Genomic DNA, 20,602 nt, shown 5'->3' on the forward strand with positions numbered 1-20,602 from the left:
TGCGGTCGACCCGGAGATTGCTCATGAACCCTTCGCTGGGGGAGACGAAGCCCTTCGTGACTCGAGTCGTGCGCGAGGCGGCGCTCGGACACGCGCTGTTCTCGACCAAGGATCCCGAACGATGGAGGTCGCGCTCGGAGGATCTGGGCAAGCTGTGCGCCGAAGTGTGGTACGACGATCTGCCCGAGAGGGACCGCGCATGGGCGGCGGCGCACCGCGAGAGCTTCAGGAAGTGGGTCGACGATCAGGGACCGAACGGCACAGAGCCGGGAGCCAGCGAAAGCGCTCTCCGGGGCAGCCAGGGGCACATTCCCCGGACGTTCACCCCGCCGTGGCCGATGCTGCTCGCCGCCGTCGAGAGCGCGTTCCTCGCCTTCGTCAATGCGTTCGACGAGACGCCTGCCAGCGACGGTGAACAGGCCCCGGCCGCGGCAGCCTCGCGCCTTCAGCGTACCTACCTCTGGCGGACCCTTGCTTCCGACGACACGGCCGAGCAGCACCGGCCCGGGATGCTCCGCGCCTTCCAGCGGGGTTTTCGGCTCGCTCTCCGCGGCGCCCCGAGCTCGATGAAGAGGCCCATCCCTCCGATGCTGGAACCACCGTGGTACTGGGGCGCCGGGCTGCCGGAGTACCCCGGACCGAGCGCCGCGCGCGAGCGAGCCCTCCGTGCCGAGCGCGACCAGGCCCTCCAGGCTCCGCCAGTACCCGGCGATCGACAGGGGTGGCTGACACGCCAGCAGGAGCTGCGCGCTCTCTATGCGAGCGCATGGCGGGACGACGTGCCGGAGGAGGACCGCGAGTGGGCCCAAGCGGTTCGTGATTGTTGCACGAGGCATGTCAACCGCCGCCGGCGCGACGCCATCGCTCAGAGCGCCTACGAGAGCTATCTCCAGAGCAGCGGTGGGGTCTTCGACAGGGCACCCGGCCGGCCGTGGCCGAATCTGAGCCATCACGCCTCGGAACCCTGGCGTGCCTTCGTGGACCGCGTCGACGACGCGCCCGACGGAGAGAGCGAGATCGAGACGGCCGAGGCCGCAGCGCGCGAGTACTGGGACACGCTCTACCGGGAGGCCCCGCCGTGGGACAGCGATCCGGACCAAGCGCACTGGCTCGCCGCGGTCCGCGCCGCTCGAGCCAAGGCGCAGGCCGACGACAGTCCGCCCGAGAGGGCGCGATAGCCTCAGGAGAGCCCGTCCGCCTAATCGGCCCCGCTGCAGTCCGAGACGTGAAAGACCGCCGTCTCCACGCGCGCCGTTGCCCCGTCGAAGAGCCGGATGATGTCACACGGCCCCGCCGTCACGTCGGCCTCGTACGGGTCCGTTGGCTGCTCCTGGACAATAATCTCACAAGGACCCTGGTAGAGATCTCCGTCGATCGTCGCAGATACATGAGGCAGGCCGCCCCCGTCCATGACGTTGATGAAGGAAAGCCGGGCACCATCCCCCTTCTCCACCACCACGCTGAGGCCGCCCGAGTTCCGCACCACGCACAGCCCTGTCGGATCGTCGTCCAGGCCCACAAGTTTCGTTCCGTTACCGCCGGTGTCGATCACCAGCTCCTCGCCGGCGCGCGTCACAACCGCCTTGCCCGAGACCTCGGGCTCGGCTTGAGCGAGGCATCCTCCACCCGAGCTCCACACGACAACCCAGAACAGCGGCGAGAGCGCACGTGCGAGAGAATTTGCCATCGGCTCGCTCATGTCGTGCATTCGCCGAAGCTTAGAGGGATCACCGTCGGCGGGTGCCCCGCGGGCGTGCAGCACATCACGTGCTCTTTTCCATTCTCCTCGACATACACCGCGCGATCCTCGTATCCCTCGTAGCAGATCTCCTCGTCCTCGGTCGGGATCACGCAAAGGGTGTACCCGTCCGGGAGGTCATCGCGAACGACGCCTGCGCAAGCACGTGCGAACGACGGCGACTCGGGTGAGGTGGAGGTATCTTCCCGCCAGCCATCCCAGAGGACCTCCGTCTCTTCCGCACAGCCTTGCACCTCGTTCTGCGTGCCCTTCCAGAGCCACACGGCACGATCGCCCTCGTGGGGCCCTGTGCCAGGGCAGTCGCGGTCGGGGACACAACCTACCGCGGCCGCAGCGCCGATGAACAGAAGAACACATCGCATCGACAGAAGCCCTCCTAGTACGTCGCAGGACCACAGCTCACATCGCCGGCCTCGCAGTACGCCCGGCGCAGCTCGGCTCTTGTCGCCACGCTCATTTTCCGCGAAAGCGCGGTGCGCGGCCGGTTGTCCGCTTCCCTCAATGCGGTCGACGTCGAGCCCAGCGTTCGCGTCGAGCGCCGTACCTCTCGTGGCGGAGAGATCATATCCACCAGGGTCGCTCCATGCTTCTCCGCGCGGAGCATGATCCGAGCCGGGTGGATCAGGCAGAGCACCCCGGCGCCTATCGCAGCCAACGCAGCGAGCGAAGCAGCGATGCGTAGGGGGAGTGACCGGGGCGACATTCCGGGAGGCGTGCGCCGGGCGGCCAGGAGCTCTCGATCCGGTTGCCGGATCAACGACGGTGGCGGTGGCAAAACCGGCTCCTCCGGGGTGGAGGCCGTCGACGAGGGCACATCGAGCGGGGGAACCTGCGGCAGCGGAGGCTCGTCCTCGTTCGACGGCGCAACCCCCGATGGCACAGCCCCGGGCGCGACCTCGGACGGGCAAGTATCCGGGCCTTCCATCACCGATGCTCGCGACCGTGGCCCTTCCATGTGCGAGCTGCGCAGCGTTGACGGCGCTGCGCCAGCGCTCGAAGCCCGATCATCACGGCAGCTCGGCGCCTGGTCCAACGTAGGCCATGCGTCCACGAGGTCTTCGAGCACGGTGATGAAGTGGTTGACGTTCCTGTATCTGCGACGCGGATCCTCAGCCAGGGCCATCTCGATCGCGGCGGCGACAGCGCGCGGGGTGTCGTTCGGGATGACCGGGGTCGTACGCCGCGCCCCAAGCTCACCCGTCTGGCCGACGTCCAGCGAGCGACGGCACACGAGCTCGTACAGCAGGGCTCCAAGGCCATAGACATCTGCCCGTGGGCCGACACGTTCGCCGCTCAGCAGCTCCGGCGCCACCAGCGGCTCTCGTGCGGCTTCGTGCGGCTCGATCCGGAACAACCTGACCAGGCCGAACAGGCGAATGCAGTAGTCGCGCTGCGACGTGATGAACACGCGCTCCGGACTCAGCGCCCCATGGCACCAGCCCAGCGCGTGGCAGCGCTCGATCGTGCGGGCGATCTCGATCACCATCCGCAGCGCGGTCGCCCCGAGATCGGCCCCGGAGATTGCGTCCTTGACGCCGATGCCGTCGCTCCGCCGACACGCGACCCAGGCAGATAGGCCGCTTGCGTCGCCGTAGAGAACGGGCTCGATCTGCGGCACCGCTCGCGAGATATCCTGCAGCCGCTTCAGCTCGGACGTGAAGGCCTTCCTGTCCAAGGCCTGGCCCTCACGAACGTGCAACCAGACCGTCGCTCCCTCCTCGCCTACTTGCCGGGCGAGGAACGTGCGGACCATGCCATCGTGAACCTCACCGAGGATCCGGTGACCTTCCCAGACGATACCAGGCTCTACCACGAGAACCGCACCTCCGCGCCAGCCCTACGCGCGCGGATCTGAGTGCCATTCGGCAGCACCGCAACCGCGAGTGTTGCGGCCCCGAGGGCGGTCCCGGCAACAAGCGCTGCCGTGCTGAGGTGCTGTTTTACCTCGACGGCCTGCTGCTCTCTTCGAAAGACGCCCGCAGTCTCCATGTCCGAGTGGGGCTTGCACATCTCGTCCCTCAAGGCGGTGTCCTCGATCGATGCCACGATGTGCAGCACGATTCCTGAGACCAGGAACGCGCCCGACGCTGCGGAGCCCGTATAGAGAAGCCACGGCGCCGGACCGGGTTCCGGCTGAGCCGGCGCGCCCGCCGGCGTCGCCTTCAGCGGAGCGACCGAGCGCACGCTCGCCGGTTCGGCGCTCAGGAGGACAACCCGCGATTCTCCCGCGGTGACGTGCACCATGGAGCGTACCTTGCGCCCATCCGACAACATCGCCGTCACCTCGTGCTGCCCGGGCGCGACGTAGCTCTGACCGCTTTCGTCCACGAGGCGCCCGTCCACGAGCACGGGCGCCGCCCCGGCGGGCGCGAACACGTGGAGCTGCGCCACCTCGAGCCGCGCCGCCGCCAGGTCCGCATGCCGCGTCTCGTGGAGCCGCCGCTCCCTGGGCGTGGCCGGCGGGCGCATGTCCTGCACACACCGCGTGAGCTCCACCACGGCGTCCACCCAGCGCCCGAGCCGGCGGTCGAGCTGCCCGAGCTGGCAGATCCCCACCGTGGATCGCTCGATATCGTAGATCTGCGCCCACAGGTCGCGAGCGCGCGCGATGTCGAGCCGCTCCAAGGCGGCCTCCGCCTCTCTGATCAAGGCTGTCACGCGCGGCGACCGTGGCGGCGGCTGCGCGGCGAACGCTGGCTCGAGCGCGAGGAGGAACATCGCGACGGCCGCCACGTGCGACCAACAGATGACCAGCGCAGAACGCAGCAAAGCGCACCTCGGCCCTACGAAGGGGACCGGATGCCGCGCCGGCCCAATCCGGCGCGGTACCGCCTTTTCAGCTCAGCCTCGGCCGGAGCGGCGTCCATCCCTCGGGCAGACGTGGACTAACATAGGTCTGCCCGCGCTTTGAATCCCCCACAGGCCGAATTTGCTCTCGCCAACGCATTGCAAATCGCGCTCCCAAATTCTCACCAAATCGCACTCCTGGGCGGTCGGGGTGCACCGGCACGGAGCGCGCCTCTGGTGAGGAAGAGGGCCTCTCTTGGAAAGGAGAGGGCCTCTCTCAGGAGCTGAGCACATGCCCTGGCCGCCCATCCGGGCCGCCCGAAGCGGACCGAGCGCAACCAGCGAGCCTCCGGCCACGGAGCAAGATCGCGACGGCTGCCTGAGCGCGCGGGGCGTTGCATCCAGCCAACCCGGACCGAGATTCGGGACGCCCCTGACCAAGGAGGGTATCTCATGGGTTATCGCAATCTCACCCCGCAAGCGATGGTCAACATCTCGGGCCCCTGGCTCGATCCGGAGCAGGATCGGAGGGTCTTCACGTCGCTGCCGCTGCTCGCGCCGCTCCTGCCCGCGGTCGAGGAGGCGCACGGCCGGATCCTCACCACACAGCGGCTCGGCTCCAGCCTTCAGCAGCAGGCGAAGGCGCTCATGGAGAAGGCCGTCGCGCTCGACGCCACGCACGATCGCAAGCTCCGCGGGGCGTACAACTACCTCGGCGCGCTCGCCGAGATGACCGACGACCCCGCGTTCGCGGCGGCGGTCCTCGATCTGCGCGACCGGCTCGCGCCGGCGGGGCTCAAGGCCGTCTCGCGCAGCTACGGCGACCAGGCGGGCGACGCCAAGCTGCTCCCGTCGCGGCTCGACGACGCGTCGGAGAAGCTGCTCAAGAAGCTGAAGACGCCCGAGGGGCCGCTCGCGCAGGTGGTGGACGCCTGGGTCGCGGCCGCGCTCGAGATCGAGAAGGTGGAGGCGCAGCGCGAGCAGCTCGCGCTGAACGCCCCGTCGAACAGCGACGGCGCCACGCCGCGGGAAGTAGTGAACGCCCGCAACGCCTGGATCCGCATCGGCTGCCCGGCGGCGATCGCCGGTGCTCCGCTGCGCCCGCCGGCTCGCAGCTCATCCTCGGCCTTCCTCGGCCGTAGGCGCAGCGGCCCACCCCTCGCGAGACACGAGCTCGGACACGCGCACGCGGACCTCGTCGCGGATCTCTCGCACGCGCTCCACCGGCTTGCCCTTGGGGTCTTCGAGGGGCCAGTCCTCACGGCGAAGCCCTGGAACCACGGGGCACACCTCCCCGCATCCCATGGTGACGAGCAGCGCCGCCTGGCTCGCCAGCGCGTCAGTCAGCCGCTGGGGCTTCACGGCCGAGAGATCGATCCCCTCCTCCGCCATCGCGGCGAGCACTTCGGGATGGACGCGCGGGCCGGGCTCCGTACCGGCCGAGATGGCGCGCGCCTTGGACGGGTCGGACAGGGCGTTGAACCACGCCGCGGCCATCTGGGAGCGGCCCGCGTTGTGAACGCAGGCAAAGAGCACGGTCTTCATGGAACATCCTCCGGAAGCGCGCGATCGACGACGCGCTCGGCGACCTCGGGCAGGGCGGGAACGAGCCAGCGAAACGCCAGCGTCGCCGCCGCTGCCCCTGCAAGTTGTGCGACGATGAACCCCGGCGCGTCGGTCGGCCGAATGCCGGCGAACGTGTCGCTCGCCGCCCTGGCGAGCGTCACGGCCGGGTTGGCGAACGATGTGGACGAGGTGAACCAGTAGGCCGCCGTGATGTACGCGCCGACGGCGAACGGGACCGACTCGGCCCGCCTCCGGACGCTGCCCCAGATGACGGCGAGCAACCCGAAGGTCGCGACGAACTCGCTCACCATCTGGGCGAGCCCCGAGCGCTCGTGCTGAGACGCCGAGAAGAGGGCCTCGCCGAACATGACGTGAGCCACGGCGACGCCCGCGAAGGCGCCGGCGACCTGGGCCAGGACGTAGGCGGGCACCTCGCGCCAGGAGAGCCCGCCCTGGCTCGCGTCGGCGAGCGTGACGGCTGGGTTGAAGTGCGCGCCGGAGATCGACCCGAAGGTCAGGATGAGCGCCACCAGGGCGCCCCCCGTCGCAATCGTGTTCGCGAGCAGGGCAATCGCCACGTTCCCGCCAGCAAGACGCTCGGCCATGATCCCGGACCCGACCACGGTCGCGAGCAACAGGGCCGTCCCGAGCGCCTCAGCGACGGCCCTGCGGGCGAGATCAGCGCGCGGCGGCATCGTCGAGCTTGGATGGGACGCAGCACCCAGGCGCGCAGCACGCGGCATCGCTCTTCGAGGGCATCGCGGGCTGGCTCCCCATCACGGCCGCGTCGCCCTTCACCACGAACACCTCCCACGAGTTGCCGTCGGGGTCCTCGATCCAGACCTTGTCCTGCACCGCGTAGCAGCAAGCCGTGTCCTCCTCCGTGAAGGTCTTGAGCTCCGCGGCCTCGAAGCGGCTCCTGGCCTCGAGCACATCCTCGGTGCTCGCCACCTGCACGCCGAAGTGGCTCGCGTTCACGCCAGTACGCGGCGCCTCCTGCATCGTGAGGTTCAAGGAAGGCGACGCGAGATCGAACTTCGCGTAGCCGGGACGACGCTTCGAGGCGCATACGCCGAAGGCCTTCTCGTAGAACGCAACCGAGGCGTCGATGTTGGAGACGTTGAGCGAAACATGAGGCTTCAGGACATTCATCGCGCATTCTCCTTCCAAAAATATCGAAATAGAGGGGCAAAAAAAATCAGCAGCACGCCTTGCCGCGCTTGCAGCAGTCCTCCCACAGGTACGCTGTTCAGCAGCACGCCTTGCCGCGCTTGCAGCAGTCCTCCCACAGATACGCTGTGAGGGCTCGGAGCGCCTCGTAGTCGGCGCTGTAGTAGTGAAACGTCCCTTCCCCCCGCGTTCTCAGGACGCCGGCATCGACGAGCCGCTTCAGGTGATGGCTCAGCGTCGAAGCGGCCAGTCCGACGTGCGCCTGGATGTCGCCGGCGGAGGCGCCCTCCATGCCGGCCTGCACCACGAAGCGCAGGACAGCCAGGCGCACGGGGTGACCCAGCGCGGCGAGCTGTTCGGCGTGGCGGTCGAGCGTCGACGGCACGCCTTACTTCTAATAATGTCGAAGCATCGGCGCAAGCCCTTCTTCCAAATAAACAAAAATACGAGCCGGTGCCGCATCTGGTGCCCTGAGAGAGCGCGCGGGGGAGCCTCGGCGCCGTGAAACCGCCGCTCAGCCGAACCGGTAGTGCTTGCGCACCGGCGAGCGCACCTCCCAGGTGCAGCTCAGCCCCGCGGGGAACGTCACCAGATCCCCCGCCTGGATCCGCACCGGCGCGCCGCCCTCCGCGGGCGTCACGATCACGTCGCCCTCGAGCAGGTAGCAGATCTCCCGCTCGTCGTAGTGCCACGAGAAGGTCGACACCTCCTTCGTCCAGATGGGCCAGCCGCGCGCCCCGAGCTTCGCCAGCTGCTCCTCCGACGGACCGTGCTCCAGCTTGATCGACTCCATGGCTCCTCGTCCTGGCTTCATGCGCCGCCGCCTGGCCCGCCCCCGCGGCGCCCTCGGCGATCGTCGTGGCGGATGTTAGCAGCTCGGCTCGTCGCCGCGGCACAGCTCGCGCACCTCGCGCGCGATCGCCTCCATGCGCCCGAGGCTCGCGAGCAGCGCCTCCGCGCCCTCGCCGGGCGCGGCGAGCGTCGCCTCCACCCTGCCGGCAAAGCCCTGAGGGCACCGCGAGAGCGCCCGCGTCCTCGGCAGGGCGCCCTTCTCGTTCGAAAGGTAGCGCTCGTTCATCGCGAACAGCGCCTGCACCAGGCAGGCAGCGGCGCGGAACAGGCAGCCGCTCACGTAGAACACGTCGCCGCGCCGCCCGGCCTTCTTCGCGGTGTCGATGGCGAAGCCGGCCTCCCACAGGAACCTCTCGAGGAGCGCCCTCCGCAGGGCCGGCGGATACGGCGTCACGAGCGCCTTCAGCGGGGCCAGCGCGCCCTCCGGATCGAAGAGGGGCCGGCAGTCGTGGATATCGGCCAGGTAGTTGGCGCTGAGGAAGCCGTGCGGGTGACCGAGCTGGTAGTCGCACGCCACCTGCCCCGCCCGGCACTCCCCGATCACGCGCCGCACACGCGCGAGATCCCGGTAGAGCCAGTCGACCCGGTGTCCCTCGATCTCCAGCCACGCGCCGCCGTTGATCCAGGGCCCCCACGCGCCGGGCGGCGTGACGACGTCCTCGGCGGCGCTCGCGTGGAGCTCCCGCGCGAGCGCCGCCACTTCGCCCTCGGCGCCGCCCGCGCAGAGCTCCCGCGCGAGCGCGCGCAGCGCAGCGAGGTCGGGCGGGCTCTCGGGCTCGTAATAGATGCCCAGATCGACGTCCGAGTCCGGGTGGCCCGCGCCGCGAGCGCGCGATCCGCCCAGCACGACCGCGACCACGCCCGGGATCGCGCCGAGCCGAGCCGCCACGCGCGCCGCCACGTCCAGTGCCTCGTCCATGCCGCCTCCTGTCGATCCCCACTGCGACGCGGCGACCCTAACATCGAGGCGCCCGCGCCGTCCCGCCGCCCTCGGCGCCCCGCCCGCTGTGCCTGCGCCCGCCGTTCTGCTACACGGCAACCCGTGCCCGACCTCATCGTCCACCCGGCGGAGCGGCCGCTCATCGGGAGCGTGCCGGTCCCTGCGGACAAGAGCATCGCCCACCGAGCGCTCCTCCTCGCCGCGCTCGCCACCGGGCAGAGCCGCATCCGGGGCGGGACGCTCGGCGGCGACGTCCTCTCGACCGTGGGCGCGCTGCGCGCCATGGGCGTCCGCGTCGAGGAGCCGTCGCCGGGCGACCTCGTCGTCCACGGCGCCGGGCTCTCCGGCCTCCGCGCCCCCGGCGGCCCCATCGACTGCGGCAACTCCGGCACCACGATGCGCCTCCTCGCGGGCATCCTCGTCGCCCAGCGCTTCGCCGCGCGGCTCGTCGGCGACCCGTCGCTCTCGCGCCGCCCCATGGATCGCGTCGCGAAGCCGCTCCGGCTCCGCGGCGGGCGCATCGAGGGGCAGCTCGATCCGCGCAAGATCGGCGAGATCACGGCGCCGCTCGACGTCGGGCCGCTCCCCGAGCCGCACGTGCTCTCGTCGATCGAGCACGAGCTCCCCGTCCCGTGCGACCAGGTGAAGAGCGCCCTCCTCCTCTCCGGCCTCTACGCCGACGGCCCCACGTTCGTGCGCGAGCCGATCGTCTCGCGCGATCACACCGAGCGCATGCTCACCGCGCTCGGCGTGCCGATCGACTCGGTCGGCGCGATGGTCTGCCTCGACGCGGCCCGCTTCTCCGGCGCGCTGCCGGCGTTCGAGCTCGACGTGCCCGGCGACCTCTCCGCGGCCGCGTTCCTCGTCGCCGCCGCGCAGATCGTGCCGGGGAGCCGCGTGACCGCGCGGCGCGTGGGCCTCAACCCGACGCGCACCGGCCTGCTCGAGGTGCTGCGCGACATGGATGACATGGATGGCAGCGTCGCCGTCGAGATCAAGGGCGAGGCCCTCGGCGAGCCCACCGGCGACGTCCACGTCGCGTCCGCCTCCTCCGGCGGCGGCCTCCGCGCCGGGCGCGCGGGCGGCGAGCTCGCGTCGCGCGCCATGGACGAGCTGCCGATCCTGCTCGGCCTCGGCGCGCGGGCGCGCGGCCTCACCGAGGTGTTCGACGCGCGGGAGCTGCGCGCGCAGGAGACCGACCGCATCGCGGCGATGGCGTCCGTGCTCGGCGCCTTCGGCCTGCGCTGCGAGGAGCGCACCGACGGGCTCCTCGTCGAGGGCAGGCCCGACCGGCCGCTCGACGCGGCCGACGTCGACAGCCGCGGCGATCACCGCATCGCGATGACGGCCGCCGTGCTCGGGCTCGCCGCGAGCGGGCCCACGCGCGTCCGCGACGCGGGCTGCATCGCGACCAGCTTTCCCCTCTTCGTCGGGACGCTGCGCGCCCTGGGCGCGCGCATCGAGGTCGAGGGCGCCCGCGCCGCGTGAGCGCGCGATCGGTGAGGCGATCCCGTGAGGAAGAGAGAGGAGGAGGAGCGCAGGTGACCGAACGACAACGACAGGACGACGCGCACCACCTCCCGGCCCGGGGCGAGCCCCGGCGGCTGCGCGTCGCGATCGACGGACCGGCCGGCGCCGGCAAGGGCACGGTCGCGCGAGGGCTCGCCGAGCGGCTCGGCTACCTGCTCGTCGACACCGGCGCGATCTACCGCGCCGTCGCGCTCGCGGCCCGCCGCGCGAGCCTCACGTGGGAAGAGGAGGGCGAGATCGGCGCGCTCGCCGAGGATCTCGCGCGCGGCGGGCGCATCGCGCTGGAGCGGAGCCCGCACGGCATGCCGCCCGACTCCTCCGCCCCCCCGCCCGCGAACGCCCCGGCCCAGTCGAGCCTGGGGGGCAGCGGCATGCGCGTGCTGCTCGACGGCGAGGACGTCTCCAGCGCGATCCGCGCGCCCGAGATCAGCCTCGGGGCGAGCCGGGTCTCGGCCATCCCCGCCGTGCGCAAGGCGCTGCTCGCGATGCAGCGGCAGGCCGGCGCTGGCGGCGGCGTGGTGCTCGAGGGGCGCGACATCGGCACCGTGGTGTTCCCGGACGCCGAGGTGAAGTTCTTCCTGACGGCGCCGGCCGAGATCCGCGCGAAGCGGCGGTACGACGAGCTCGTCGCGCGCGGCATGCCCGTCAGCTTCGAGGCGACGCTCTCCGACGTGCTCCGCCGCGACAAGGCCGACAGCGAGCGCGCCGTCGCGCCGCTCCGCAAGGCCGACGACGCGATCCTCGTCGACTCCGGGCACAGGAGCCCGCAGGAGATCATCGACGAGATGGCGACCCTCGTGGAGATCCGTGCGCGCGGCGGCTGAGGTCCGCGCCGCCGCCGTCGCCGCCGCCGCCCTGATGGCGCTCGGGCTCCCGGCCTGCGGGGACGCCGCGCCGCGGCTCGCGGGCGGCGGCCACCCCGCGCGCGCGGCGAGCCCCGCAGGCCCGCGCGTCGTCCGGCGCATCGAGCCGGCCGATCTGCTCCCGGCCGATCTCGATCTCGTCGTTCGCGTCGACGTCGCCCGCATGCGCGACGGGCTGGGCCAGGCGGCCTCGGACGAGCTCGCCCGGCGCGCGCTCGACGAGGTGCCCGACGAGGCGCTGGAGAGCGCCCTCCAGCGCGCCGACGTCGTCTGGCTCGGCCTGCGGCTCGCCGATCTCGAGGAGGGCGATCGCGTGGTCGTCCTCGAGGGCCGGATGGCCGGGCTCACGCCCGATCCCGGCCGCTGGGAGCCGGCGCCGGCGGCGCAGGACGGCGTCGCCGTCTTCGACCGCCGCGGCGGCGTCGTTGGATCGCGCGCCGACACGGCGCGGATCATCGCGCTCGGCGATCGCGCGGTCGCGCTCGTGTCGGCGGTCGAGGTGAGCAGCGTCGCGCGCCTCCTCCGTGACGGCCCCGACGCGCGCCGCGGCGACCCGGCCGCCGAGGGGCTCGTGAGCCTCGATCTGCGCGCGCGCCGGCTCCCCCCCTACCTCGCGCGGCGCTTCCCGTCGATCGGCGCGCTCGTCGCGGGCGTCGCGCGGGTCCGCGCCGTGGCGTCCCTCCACGACGAAGGGGTGCGCCTCGACGTGGAGCTCGTCGGCGTCGACGCGGCCGGCGCGGAGCGCGCCCGCCGGTTCATCGAGGTGTTCCGCGACAACGTCGAGGATGTACGTTACGCAGATCTCATGAAGGAGCTCTCGATCGAGCAGGTGGAGAGCACCGTGCGGCTCCGCTGGCTCTTCCCTGCGCCCCTCGTGCTCGCCCTGCTGTCCGGGCGCTCCCCGGGCTAAGCCGATGCCTGACACCCTGATCGAAGAACCGATCCGACCGACAGTGACCGACGACCTCGCCGCGCCCGCGCCCGAGGGCGACCCCGCGCCGGCGCCGGGGGCCGCCCCCGCAGACGCGCTCCCCGCGCCGCCCGGCGAGGGCGCCCCCGCCGCCCCGCAGCGCCCGGGCCGCCCTCGTGGGGCCGCGTGCCTCGTTGTCGCGATCGCGCTCGCCGCGTTGCTCGCCGGCGCGGCGCTCGGCGTCTACCTCTTGTTCTGGCGCTATGTGCCGACGGCCCGGCAGCACATCCCGGGCGACGCGAACATCGTGGTCCGCCTCGAGACCGCCGACCTCGCGCTCTTCGGCCCCGTGCGCCGGCACTTCCTCCCGCTGCTCGACGACGCGCCCCAGACCGCGTCGCGGAAGGCGCGCATCGAGGCGGCCACCGGCCTCGATTTCCCGTCGGATCTGCGCGAGATCGTCGTCGCGTCGACCGACGCCACGAGCTGGGTCGCGCTCGCGGGCGGGCGCATCCCGAAAGGCCGCTTCGTCGCCGGCATGGAGAAGGTCGCCCGCGACGAGGGCTGGACCGGCGTCCGCCGCGAGGGCGAGCTCCTGCTCGTCGGGCCGCGCGCCGTGCTCGGCCAGGCCGACGACGGCACGCTCGTCCTCGGCACGGACGTCGAGATCGTGAAGGCCGCGCTGCCCGCGTCGCCCGACGCAGACGAGTGGCGGCGCCTCGATCTGCCCGAGCAGGGCGCCGTCACCTTCGCGCTCACCAGCGCCGCGTGGTCCGGCGCCGCCGCCGCGGTCTCCGGCGTGCTGCCGCGGGCCGGAGCGCTGTTCCGCCGCGTCGACCACGCCTCGGGCGCGCTCACCCTCGGCGCGGAGCCCGAGCTCTCGATGCGCCTCGCGCCCGCTGCGGGCGAGGCCGCCGCGGCGCTCGCCCCGGACACCCAGGCGTTCCTCGGCAGCCTCAAGCTCGCGCTCGCGCTGCTCCCCGACGTCGCCGGCGCGGGCGCCGCGCTCGAGGGAGCCCAGGCCCTCGCGCAGGGAGAGCTCGTCGAGATCCGGACGAAATGGCCCCACGAGGGCCTCGATCGCGCCTGCGCAGAGATCGCACACCGCGCCCGAGCCGCGCGCGACGCGCTCGACGCCGGAGGGAGCGCGCTGGGCGGCGCGCCCTGAGATCGCGCTGCTTTGAGCGGGCGGGCACATCCTTCCCAGCAAAACGGACCGGACCCACAAAAACCTCCAGTGGCTCGGTCGTTGCATTGACAGAGGCCCCTCCTCAGACTACAGGCTCGCCTCTCCCGAGGGGCCCGGGTGCATCGGTACGTGTGTGCCTGCCCCTCCGCCGCTCGTGCGTGGCACCTAGGGTCCACGCCTGCGCCCGCGCGGCGAATCCCAGGGAAGGAAAGGAAACAAGAACGAACAACATGACTAGTAACATCCATATGGAGGCTGGCTCGTCCGGGGCGAGCATGGAGAGCTTTGCCGCGCTCTTCGAACAGAGCGTGGAGGGGGGCGATTTCGCGCGTGAAGGAGAGATCATCTCCGGCACCGTGGTCGCAGTGAACCGCGACTCCGTCGTGGTCGACATCGGCGGCAAGAGCGAGGGCGTGATCGCGCTCCGCGAGTTCGCGGACGCCGCGGGCCAGAGCGCCGTCAAGGCGGGCGACAAGGTCGACGTCTACATCGAGAGCCGCGAGAACGACGACGGCCTCGTGACCTTGTCGAAGGAGAAGGCCGACAAGATGAAGGTCTGGGATGAGATCTCGAACGCCTGCGAGGCGGACGAGCTCATCGAGGGCACGATCAGCCAGCGCGTGAAGGGCGGCCTCTCGGTCACCATCCGCGGCGGCGTGAAGGCCTTCCTCCCGGGCTCTCAGGTCGATCTCCGCCCGATCCGCAACTTGGACAAGCTGATCGGCCAGACCTACAAGTTCAAGGTCATCAAGTTCAACAAGAAGCGCGGCAACATCGTGCTCTCGCGGCGCGTGCTCCTGGAGCGCGAGCGCGACGAGATGAAGGCCAAGACGCTCGAGACGTTGACGGAAGGGATGACCGTCAAGGGGACCATCAAGAACATCACCGAGTACGGCGCGTTCGTCGACCTCGGCGGGATCGATGGCCTCCTGCACATCACGGACATGTCGTGGGGCCGCGTGAACCACCCGAGCGAGGTGTTCCAGGTCGGCGACGAGGTCCTCGTGAAGGTCCTCAAGTACAACGCCGACACCGAGCGCGTCTCCCTGGGCCTCAAGCAGACCCAGGAGGACCCCTGGAACCACGCCGAGGAGGCGTATCCGGCGGGCAAGAAGGTCCGCGGCAAGGTCATGTCGATCACCGACTACGGCGCGTTCGTCGAGCTGGAGCCGGGCGTCGAGGGCCTCATCCACGTCAGCGAGATGAGCTGGACCAAGAAGGTCAAGCACCCGTCGAAGCTGCTCGAGGTGGGCCAGGAGCTCGAGTGCCAGGTGCTCGAGGTGGACGCGCGCGCGAAGCGCATCAGCCTCGGTCTGAAGCAGCTGGAGCCCGATCCGTGGATGCTGTTCACGGACAAGTACCACCCCGGCGACAAGATCGCGGGCAAGGTCCGGTCGCTCACCGACTACGGCGTCTTCGTCGGGATCGAGGAGGGCGTCGACGGCATGGTCCACAAGAGCGATCTCTCGTGGTCGGTGCGCGTCAACAACCCGAGCGACCTCTACCACAAGGGCGATGACGTCGAGGCGATCATCCTCTCGATCAACCACGACGAGAAGAAGGTCTCCCTCGGCATCAAGCAGCTCTGGGACGACCCGTGGCCGAGCATGCTGACGGAGTACCCGCCCGGCCGCGTCCTCGACGACGCCCAGGTGGTGAGCATCGTCGACTACGGCGTGTTCGTGCGGCTGCGCGAGGGCGTCGAGGGCCTGATCTCCCAGGGCGACGTGCAGGAGCCCGAGGAAGGCAAGCTCAAGGTCGGCGACAAGGTGAAGGCCGAGATCTCATCGCTCGACACGGTCGATCGCCGGCTCTTCCTGACGATGAAGAACATCGGCATGGAGCGCCCCGCGCCCGTCCAGCGCCAGCAGCAGAAGCGCAAGGACGACGACGACAAGCCGGCGGCCGGGACGATCGGTGATCTCATCAAGGAGAAGTTCGGCACCAAGCTCGACCTGAAGTGACGCTGCCCGGCGCGCGGCGTCGCTGACGCGGCCGCGCGCCAGGCGCTCACCCGCCGCACGTCAGGTGCGGCGGGCCGAGTGCGCCCCGGTGCCCCCGGCTCGCCGTGTGGACCCGATGTCGATGAGAGGCGAGGCCCTTCCCAGGGCCTCGCCTCTTGCTTTTTCCGCGAGGCCGCGGACGATGCCGCGATGAGAGGCCTCCTTGCGCGCTCCGCCCTCGGTGCGCCCGTCCTCGCCGCCCTGGCGCTCGGCGCTGTCCCCGCCCGCGCCGACGGCCCCCACGCCTCGGCCGCTGCCGCTGCCCGCGCCGGCGGCCCCCGCATCACGGCCGCTCCCGCTGCCCGCGCCGATGGCCCCCGCGCCTCGGCAGCTCCCTGGGCGGGGTTCCCGGCGCAGCCCCTGGCGCGCGCCTATGCCCCGCTCCGCGCTGCCGACCCGTGGTTCGGCGATGACAAGATGCGCCATTTCTGCGCGTCAATCGCCCTTGCCGGCGGCGGGTATGCGCTCGGCGCGCTCGCGACCAGCGACCTCCGCCAGCGGCTGGCGCTGGGGGCCGCGGTCGCGCTCGGCGCTGGGCTGGCGAAGGAGGTCTACGATGCCGCCGGGCACGGCACCCCCTCGGTCCGCGACGTGGTCTGGGATGCGCTCGGCACCTCCGCCGGGCTTGGCCTCTCGCTCTGGTTCGATCTCGCGGCCACGCCGATCCAGTTCTGATCCACATCGACGGCGCTGCGGCGGAGCGGCGGAACGCGAGGCGCGCCCCTGCGCGGCCCCTGCCGAGAGCGGCGTGGTGACGAGCGAGCGGTGGTCCCGCGCGCGTTGCCGCCGTGCTAGCGTCTCCGCGACATGGGTAACCCCCTGTGGGCGCCCTGGCGCATCGAGTACATCCTTGCGCCGAAGGGCCAGGCCGACTGCATCTTCTGCGGCATCCCCCGCGCATCCGAGCAAGAACAGCGCGACCGGCTGGTCGTGGCGACGACCCGCCGTGCGTTCGTCATGCTCAACCGCTACCCGTTCGCGTCGGGCCACCTCCTCATCGTCCCGCACGCGCACGTCGCCTCGCTCGACGCGCTCGATCCGGCCGATCACGAGGCCCTCTTCCGCCTCGTGCGCGAGTCGACGACCCGCCTGCGCGCCGCGCTCAAGTGCGAGGGCATGAACGTCGGGATCAACCTTGGCACCGCGGCGGGCGCCGGCATCGCCGAGCACCTGCACGTCCACATCGTCCCGCGCTGGCCAGGCGACACCAACTTCATGCCGGTGCTCGCCGACGTCCGCGTCGTCCCGCAGGCGCTCGAGGCGACGCGTGACCACCTGCTCGGCTTCTTCGCCGACCTCCCTGCGCCGCTCGTCGACGAGGGCACCCACGGCCGGGCCGCGCGCGGCGAGGCGCTGTGAGCGAAGGCCCCTCGCAGCGCACCGTGTTCCTGACGGTCAGCGCCGTCCTCACGGCGGCGCTGCTCATCGTCTCCCACGCGGTGCTGCTCCCGTTCGTGCTCGCGCTCGTGGTCGCTTACGTGCTCACGCCGGCGGTCCTCCGGCTCGAGCGCGCGCGCGTCCCGCGGTGGGCGGCGATCCTCGTCGTCTACGCGCTCGTGCTCTCCGGGATCGCGGGCTTCTTCGCCCTCAGCGTCCCGCGCCTCATCGCCGAGGGGAAGGCGCTCACCGCCGAGGCCCCGCGCCTCGCCGCGCGCCTGCGCGAGGAGTACCTGCCCGCGCTCGACGCGCGGCTCAACCGCTGGTCGGGCCGCGAGCCCGAGGCGCCGCCGCCGGCGATCGCGCCCGCCCAGGAGCCCGATCAGGCCGCGCGTCCGCCTGACGCCATCGCGGCCCCTGGAGGAGACGAGGGCGTCGAGCGCCCGCCGATCCGCATCTTGCCCGGGCCGGACGGCTCGTTCGACGTGCAGATCGCCGACGACGTCGAGGTCCGCGAGACGCGCGACGGCGTCTGGCAGATCGCGCAGGCGCGCCCGAGGCACCGCGGGCTCTCCAGCGCGAACATGCTCCAGGAGGGCTACGAGAAGGGGGCCACCTACCTGAAGGAGAACTCGCTCGCGGTCCTCCGGATCGGGCAGGCCATCGCGACGGCCATCTCGCGCGGCATCTTCAACCTCTTCATGACGTTGATGCTCGCCGGCTACATCATCCTGACGCACGAGAAGATCCTGCGCTTCTTCCGCGAGCTCTGGCACCCGACCTCGCGCGACTCGTTCGATCGGTTCCTGCGCCGGCTCGACCGCGGGCTCTCCGGCGTCGTCCGCGGGCAGCTCCTGATCTGCCTCGTCAACGGCGTCCTCTCCGCGATCGGCTTCTGGCTCTTCGACCTCAAGTACTGGCCGATCCTCTCCGTCCTCGCGGCGGTGATGTCGCTCATCCCGATCTTCGGCTCGATCCTGAGCTCGATCCCCGCGGTCCTCATCGGCCTCACGCAGTCGTTCGGCACGGCGGTCGGCGTGCTCGCGTGGATCGTGGGCATCCACCAGCTCGAGGCGAACTTCCTGAACCCGAAGATCATCGGCGACGCGGCGAAGATCCACCCGGTCCTCGTGGTGCTCGCGCTGCTCGTCGGCGAGCACTTCTTCCAGATCACCGGCGCGCTCTTCGCGGTGCCCTGCCTCTCGCTCGCGCAGACGATCTTCCTCCACTTCCGCGAGTCGACGCTGGGCCTCGCCGATCCGACGGCCACGATCCCGCCGCAGCGCGGCGTCCCGATCATCGCCCCCGCGATCGAGCCGCTCCCGCCGCTGCGCGGCTTCGAATCCGCCCGCCCGGCCTCCACGCCGGTCCCCGCCCCCGAGCCCGAGGGCGAGCCCAGCGCCCGCGGCAACGACCCCGACACGGCCGCGAGCTAGGCCCCATCGCCCGAGCCCTTCCCCGGGCCGGTCAGCTCGTCTGTCCGCCTCCGCTGGCCGCTCCCCCGCAAGCCGGCTATGAGACCCCGCGCCCCGCGCAGGAAATCAGCTCCACGACCTCGATGAAGACCCCCGGCAAACCCACCCCGAAGAAGCAGAGCCCCAAGCAGCAGCGCGAGCAGGCCATCGCCGCCCTCCGCAGCAGCGGAAAGCCCCCCGCCGACCCGCTCTCCCAGCTGAACCCGCGCTCGCTCGCCATCCGCGTCGGCATCCCGGCGCTCATCGTCTGGGCCATCGCCCTGGCCATCCCGGGGGTCTGGCCGAAGGCGGTCGCCGGCGTCCTGACGGTCATCGTCGGCGGCGTCATCGTGTGGGCGCTGCGCTTCGCGACCCGGACGCGCGCCGTCGCGCAGATCGTGCAGACAGCCGACTCCGCCGAGGCCCGCAAGGACGCGATCGCCAAGCTCGACACGGAGTTCAAGAAGGACGACACGGCCGCGACCTTCGCGAAGGCGCAGCTCCAGATGCAGGAGGACCCGCGGGCCGCGCTCCGGACGCTGGAGACCATCAACCTCGACAAGGTGATGGCCCCGATGGCCGACGAGGCGCGCGCCCAGCGCGGCATGATCCACCTCATCCTGAGCGAGACGGACGAGGCGCGGGCGCTCGTCGACAGGATCGACATGACCCGCCACAAGGAGCCGAGGATCCGCGCCATGATGGCCGCCATCGTCGGCGAGGCGTGGGCCCGGACCGGCCAGGCCGGGAAGGCGGTCGAGCTGCTCGAGACCTTCGATCCGAACGACGAGGCGTTCGCCGAGCTCAAGCCGCAGCTGCTCCGCTCGCGCGCGTTCGCCTACGCGTGGGCGAACAACACGAAGCAGATGAAGACCACGCTGCGGAGCCTGAGCGCGCTCAACCCGCAGTACCTGAGCGGCTTCGTCACGAAGAAGAAGAGCCCCATGGGCGTCCCGCCGCGCGGCGTCCATCCGATGCTCGAGAAGGAAGCGTTCGAGATGCTGATGCGCTCGGGCGCCATCCCTCGCAAGATGCAGCAGGTGCGGCGCGGCTGACGCGCGGCGCGTGGTCGACCGACGAGCGGCCGAGGCCGACCAGCGCCGCGCCTCGCCGTCGGCGCGCCGAGCCCGCCCGCCGAGAGCGGCCCCTTGACGCGCGGCGCGGCGAGCGGCTCAGATGCGCGCCCTCATGAGAGGAACCGCGCTGCTCTACAGCTCCCATAACCGCTGCAACTTCATCCACGACCACTACATCGCGCAGCGGGCGCTCTCGGGGCGGGACAACAAGCGCATCCTGTTCCTGCCGATGTCCGAGGCGCCCCGCGACGGCAACGAGCGCGAGCGGCAGGAGTTCGCGTACGGCAACTTCAGCTGGTTCTTCCGGTTCTACGAGCGCTTCGGCCTCGAGCACGTGCCGTTCTACTGGAGCAGCAACCTGCGCAGGGAGGACGTCGACGTCCTCTGGCACTACCTCGCGTCGTCCGAGGTGGTGATCCTCGGCGGCGGCTACAGCACGACAGGGCTCTGGCGCTACAAGCAACTCGGCGCGATGTTCGACGGAGAGCCCGGCAAGTTCGGGCGCCTCCTGCACGAGCGCCGGCAGCGGGGCCTGCTCACCGTCGGGTTCTCCGCCGGGGCCGACCAGCTCTGCCAGCACCTCTTCCGCCGGGTGTGGGACAGCCCCGGCGACAACGACGCGTTCGGCCTCGCGCGCGACACGCTGGTCACGCTCCACCACGAGCCGAGCCGCAACGGCGATCTCTGGCACGCGGCGCGGCGCATGCCCCGCTGCTTCGTCTTCGGGCTCCCGAACGACTCCGGGGTCCAGATGGACTGGGGAGTGCTCCCGTCCGGCAACATCTGGCAGGTCTACGAGCTCATCATCGACACCTCGTGGGACGATCCCTCCGACGCGCTCCACGTCAAGACGCGGCAGGGCGCGCTCATCGACCACTTCGACCACACGGGCCGCCACTGGGCCTTCCACGGCGGCGACCACGTCGTGCGCGTCACGTCGCAGGACGGCCGCTTCGACCGAGCGTGGATGACGGCCGGCGGCCTTCTCCTCGACTACTGGACGCGGGAGCCTGCCCCCTACGGCTCGATCGACGACATCCTCGCGAGCCACTGATCGCGCGCCCCCTGCGCAGCCGCGCCCGCCCTGTGTGGCCGCGGTCGCGCGCTCCCAGCGTGACCGCGGACG

Annotated in this window: 22 protein-coding genes; 11 read left to right on the forward strand and 11 right to left on the reverse strand. The window is 71.3% G+C overall.

Annotated elements, in window-relative coordinates; translation table 11 throughout:
- The first annotated feature begins 23 nt into the window (after positions 1-23).
- Positions 24-1,178, forward strand: coding sequence for a hypothetical protein (locus WME73_RS37970; protein WP_437912748.1), 1,155 nt, complete (start codon positions 24-26; stop codon positions 1,176-1,178).
- Positions 1,179-1,198: 20 nt separating this feature from the next.
- On the opposite strand, the gene WME73_RS37975 is transcribed toward WME73_RS37970, so the two are convergent.
- The 11 genes from WME73_RS37975 to WME73_RS38025 form a co-directional block, all read right to left on the reverse strand.
- Positions 1,199-1,708: a hypothetical protein gene (locus tag WME73_RS37975; RefSeq protein ID WP_437912749.1), complete on the reverse strand. Its 510-nt coding sequence runs from the start codon at positions 1,706-1,708 to the stop codon at positions 1,199-1,201.
- The gene (locus tag WME73_RS37980; protein ID WP_437912750.1) at positions 1,696-2,022 is read right to left on the reverse strand and encodes a hypothetical protein; all 327 of its coding nucleotides are present in this window, start codon (positions 2,020-2,022) and stop codon (positions 1,696-1,698) included. The genes WME73_RS37975 and WME73_RS37980 overlap by 13 nt, the downstream gene beginning before the upstream one ends.
- Positions 2,023-2,135: 113 nt before the next feature.
- The gene (locus tag WME73_RS37985; protein WP_437912752.1) at positions 2,136-3,512 is read right to left on the reverse strand and encodes a protein kinase domain-containing protein; all 1,377 of its coding nucleotides are present in this window, start codon (positions 3,510-3,512) and stop codon (positions 2,136-2,138) included.
- A gap of 53 nt (positions 3,513-3,565) precedes the next feature.
- Complete coding sequence (locus tag WME73_RS37990; RefSeq protein WP_437912754.1) at positions 3,566-4,417, reverse strand: hypothetical protein; 852 nt, start codon at positions 4,415-4,417, stop codon at positions 3,566-3,568.
- A gap of 944 nt (positions 4,418-5,361) precedes the next feature.
- On the reverse strand, positions 5,362-5,568 hold the full coding sequence (locus WME73_RS37995; RefSeq protein ID WP_437912755.1) for a hypothetical protein: 207 nt from the start codon (positions 5,566-5,568) through the stop codon (positions 5,362-5,364).
- A 94-nt stretch (positions 5,569-5,662) separates the two neighbouring features.
- Positions 5,663-6,091, reverse strand: a complete 429-nt coding sequence (locus WME73_RS38000; protein ID WP_437741177.1) for an arsenate reductase ArsC — start codon at positions 6,089-6,091, stop codon at positions 5,663-5,665.
- Complete coding sequence (locus tag WME73_RS38005) at positions 6,088-6,807, reverse strand: aquaporin (RefSeq protein WP_437912757.1); 720 nt, start codon at positions 6,805-6,807, stop codon at positions 6,088-6,090. The genes WME73_RS38000 and WME73_RS38005 overlap by 4 nt, the downstream gene beginning before the upstream one ends.
- On the reverse strand, positions 6,791-7,264 hold the full coding sequence (locus WME73_RS38010) for an ArsI/CadI family heavy metal resistance metalloenzyme (protein ID WP_437912758.1): 474 nt from the start codon (positions 7,262-7,264) through the stop codon (positions 6,791-6,793). The genes WME73_RS38005 and WME73_RS38010 overlap by 17 nt, the downstream gene beginning before the upstream one ends.
- A gap of 97 nt (positions 7,265-7,361) precedes the next feature.
- Positions 7,362-7,667, reverse strand: coding sequence for an ArsR/SmtB family transcription factor (locus WME73_RS38015; protein ID WP_437741180.1), 306 nt, complete (start codon positions 7,665-7,667; stop codon positions 7,362-7,364).
- Positions 7,668-7,796: 129 nt separating this feature from the next.
- Positions 7,797-8,075, reverse strand: coding sequence for a cupin domain-containing protein (locus WME73_RS38020; protein ID WP_437912759.1), 279 nt, complete (start codon positions 8,073-8,075; stop codon positions 7,797-7,799).
- A 75-nt stretch (positions 8,076-8,150) separates the two neighbouring features.
- Positions 8,151-9,053 (reverse strand): nucleotidyltransferase domain-containing protein, encoded by a 903-nt coding sequence (locus WME73_RS38025; protein ID WP_437912761.1) that lies wholly within the window; start codon positions 9,051-9,053, stop codon positions 8,151-8,153.
- Positions 9,054-9,176: 123 nt separating this feature from the next.
- Here WME73_RS38025 and aroA point away from each other — a divergent pair, with 123 nt between their 5' ends.
- The 10 genes from aroA (at position 9,177) to WME73_RS38075 (ending at position 20,530) form a co-directional block, all read left to right on the forward strand.
- Positions 9,177-10,562, forward strand: coding sequence for a 3-phosphoshikimate 1-carboxyvinyltransferase (gene aroA, locus WME73_RS38030; RefSeq protein WP_437852460.1), 1,386 nt, complete (start codon positions 9,177-9,179; stop codon positions 10,560-10,562).
- A 53-nt stretch (positions 10,563-10,615) separates the two neighbouring features.
- The gene (gene cmk, locus WME73_RS38035) at positions 10,616-11,428 is read left to right on the forward strand and encodes a (d)CMP kinase (protein ID WP_437741183.1); all 813 of its coding nucleotides are present in this window, start codon (positions 10,616-10,618) and stop codon (positions 11,426-11,428) included.
- Positions 11,412-12,377 carry a hypothetical protein gene (locus WME73_RS38040; protein WP_437912762.1) on the forward strand — a complete coding sequence of 322 codons (966 nt, stop codon included), beginning with the start codon at positions 11,412-11,414 and terminating at the stop codon, positions 12,375-12,377. The genes cmk and WME73_RS38040 overlap by 17 nt, the downstream gene beginning before the upstream one ends.
- 4 nt (positions 12,378-12,381) lie before the next feature.
- Positions 12,382-13,545, forward strand: coding sequence for a hypothetical protein (locus WME73_RS38045; RefSeq protein WP_437912763.1), 1,164 nt, complete (start codon positions 12,382-12,384; stop codon positions 13,543-13,545).
- On the forward strand, positions 13,437-15,530 hold the full coding sequence (locus WME73_RS38050; protein WP_437852464.1) for a 30S ribosomal protein S1: 2,094 nt from the start codon (positions 13,437-13,439) through the stop codon (positions 15,528-15,530). The genes WME73_RS38045 and WME73_RS38050 overlap by 109 nt, the downstream gene beginning before the upstream one ends.
- A 189-nt stretch (positions 15,531-15,719) precedes the next feature.
- Positions 15,720-16,244 (forward strand): hypothetical protein, encoded by a 525-nt coding sequence (locus tag WME73_RS38055; protein WP_437912764.1) that lies wholly within the window; start codon positions 15,720-15,722, stop codon positions 16,242-16,244.
- Between the two features lie 132 nt (positions 16,245-16,376).
- Positions 16,377-16,928: an HIT family protein gene (locus WME73_RS38060; protein WP_437741188.1), complete on the forward strand. Its 552-nt coding sequence runs from the start codon at positions 16,377-16,379 to the stop codon at positions 16,926-16,928.
- Positions 16,925-18,382: an AI-2E family transporter gene (locus tag WME73_RS38065; protein ID WP_437912766.1), complete on the forward strand. Its 1,458-nt coding sequence runs from the start codon at positions 16,925-16,927 to the stop codon at positions 18,380-18,382. The genes WME73_RS38060 and WME73_RS38065 overlap by 4 nt, the downstream gene beginning before the upstream one ends.
- A gap of 122 nt (positions 18,383-18,504) precedes the next feature.
- Positions 18,505-19,455 carry a hypothetical protein gene (locus WME73_RS38070; protein WP_437912767.1) on the forward strand — a complete coding sequence of 317 codons (951 nt, stop codon included), beginning with the start codon at positions 18,505-18,507 and terminating at the stop codon, positions 19,453-19,455.
- A gap of 133 nt (positions 19,456-19,588) precedes the next feature.
- Positions 19,589-20,530: a hypothetical protein gene (locus WME73_RS38075; protein WP_437912768.1), complete on the forward strand. Its 942-nt coding sequence runs from the start codon at positions 19,589-19,591 to the stop codon at positions 20,528-20,530.
- Positions 20,531-20,602: the final 72 nt, after the last annotated feature.

Origin of the sequence: Sorangium sp. So ce302, from assembly GCF_051530145.1 — a bacterium.
Lineage (GTDB): Bacteria > Myxococcota_A > Polyangia > Polyangiales > Polyangiaceae > Sorangium > Sorangium cellulosum_B.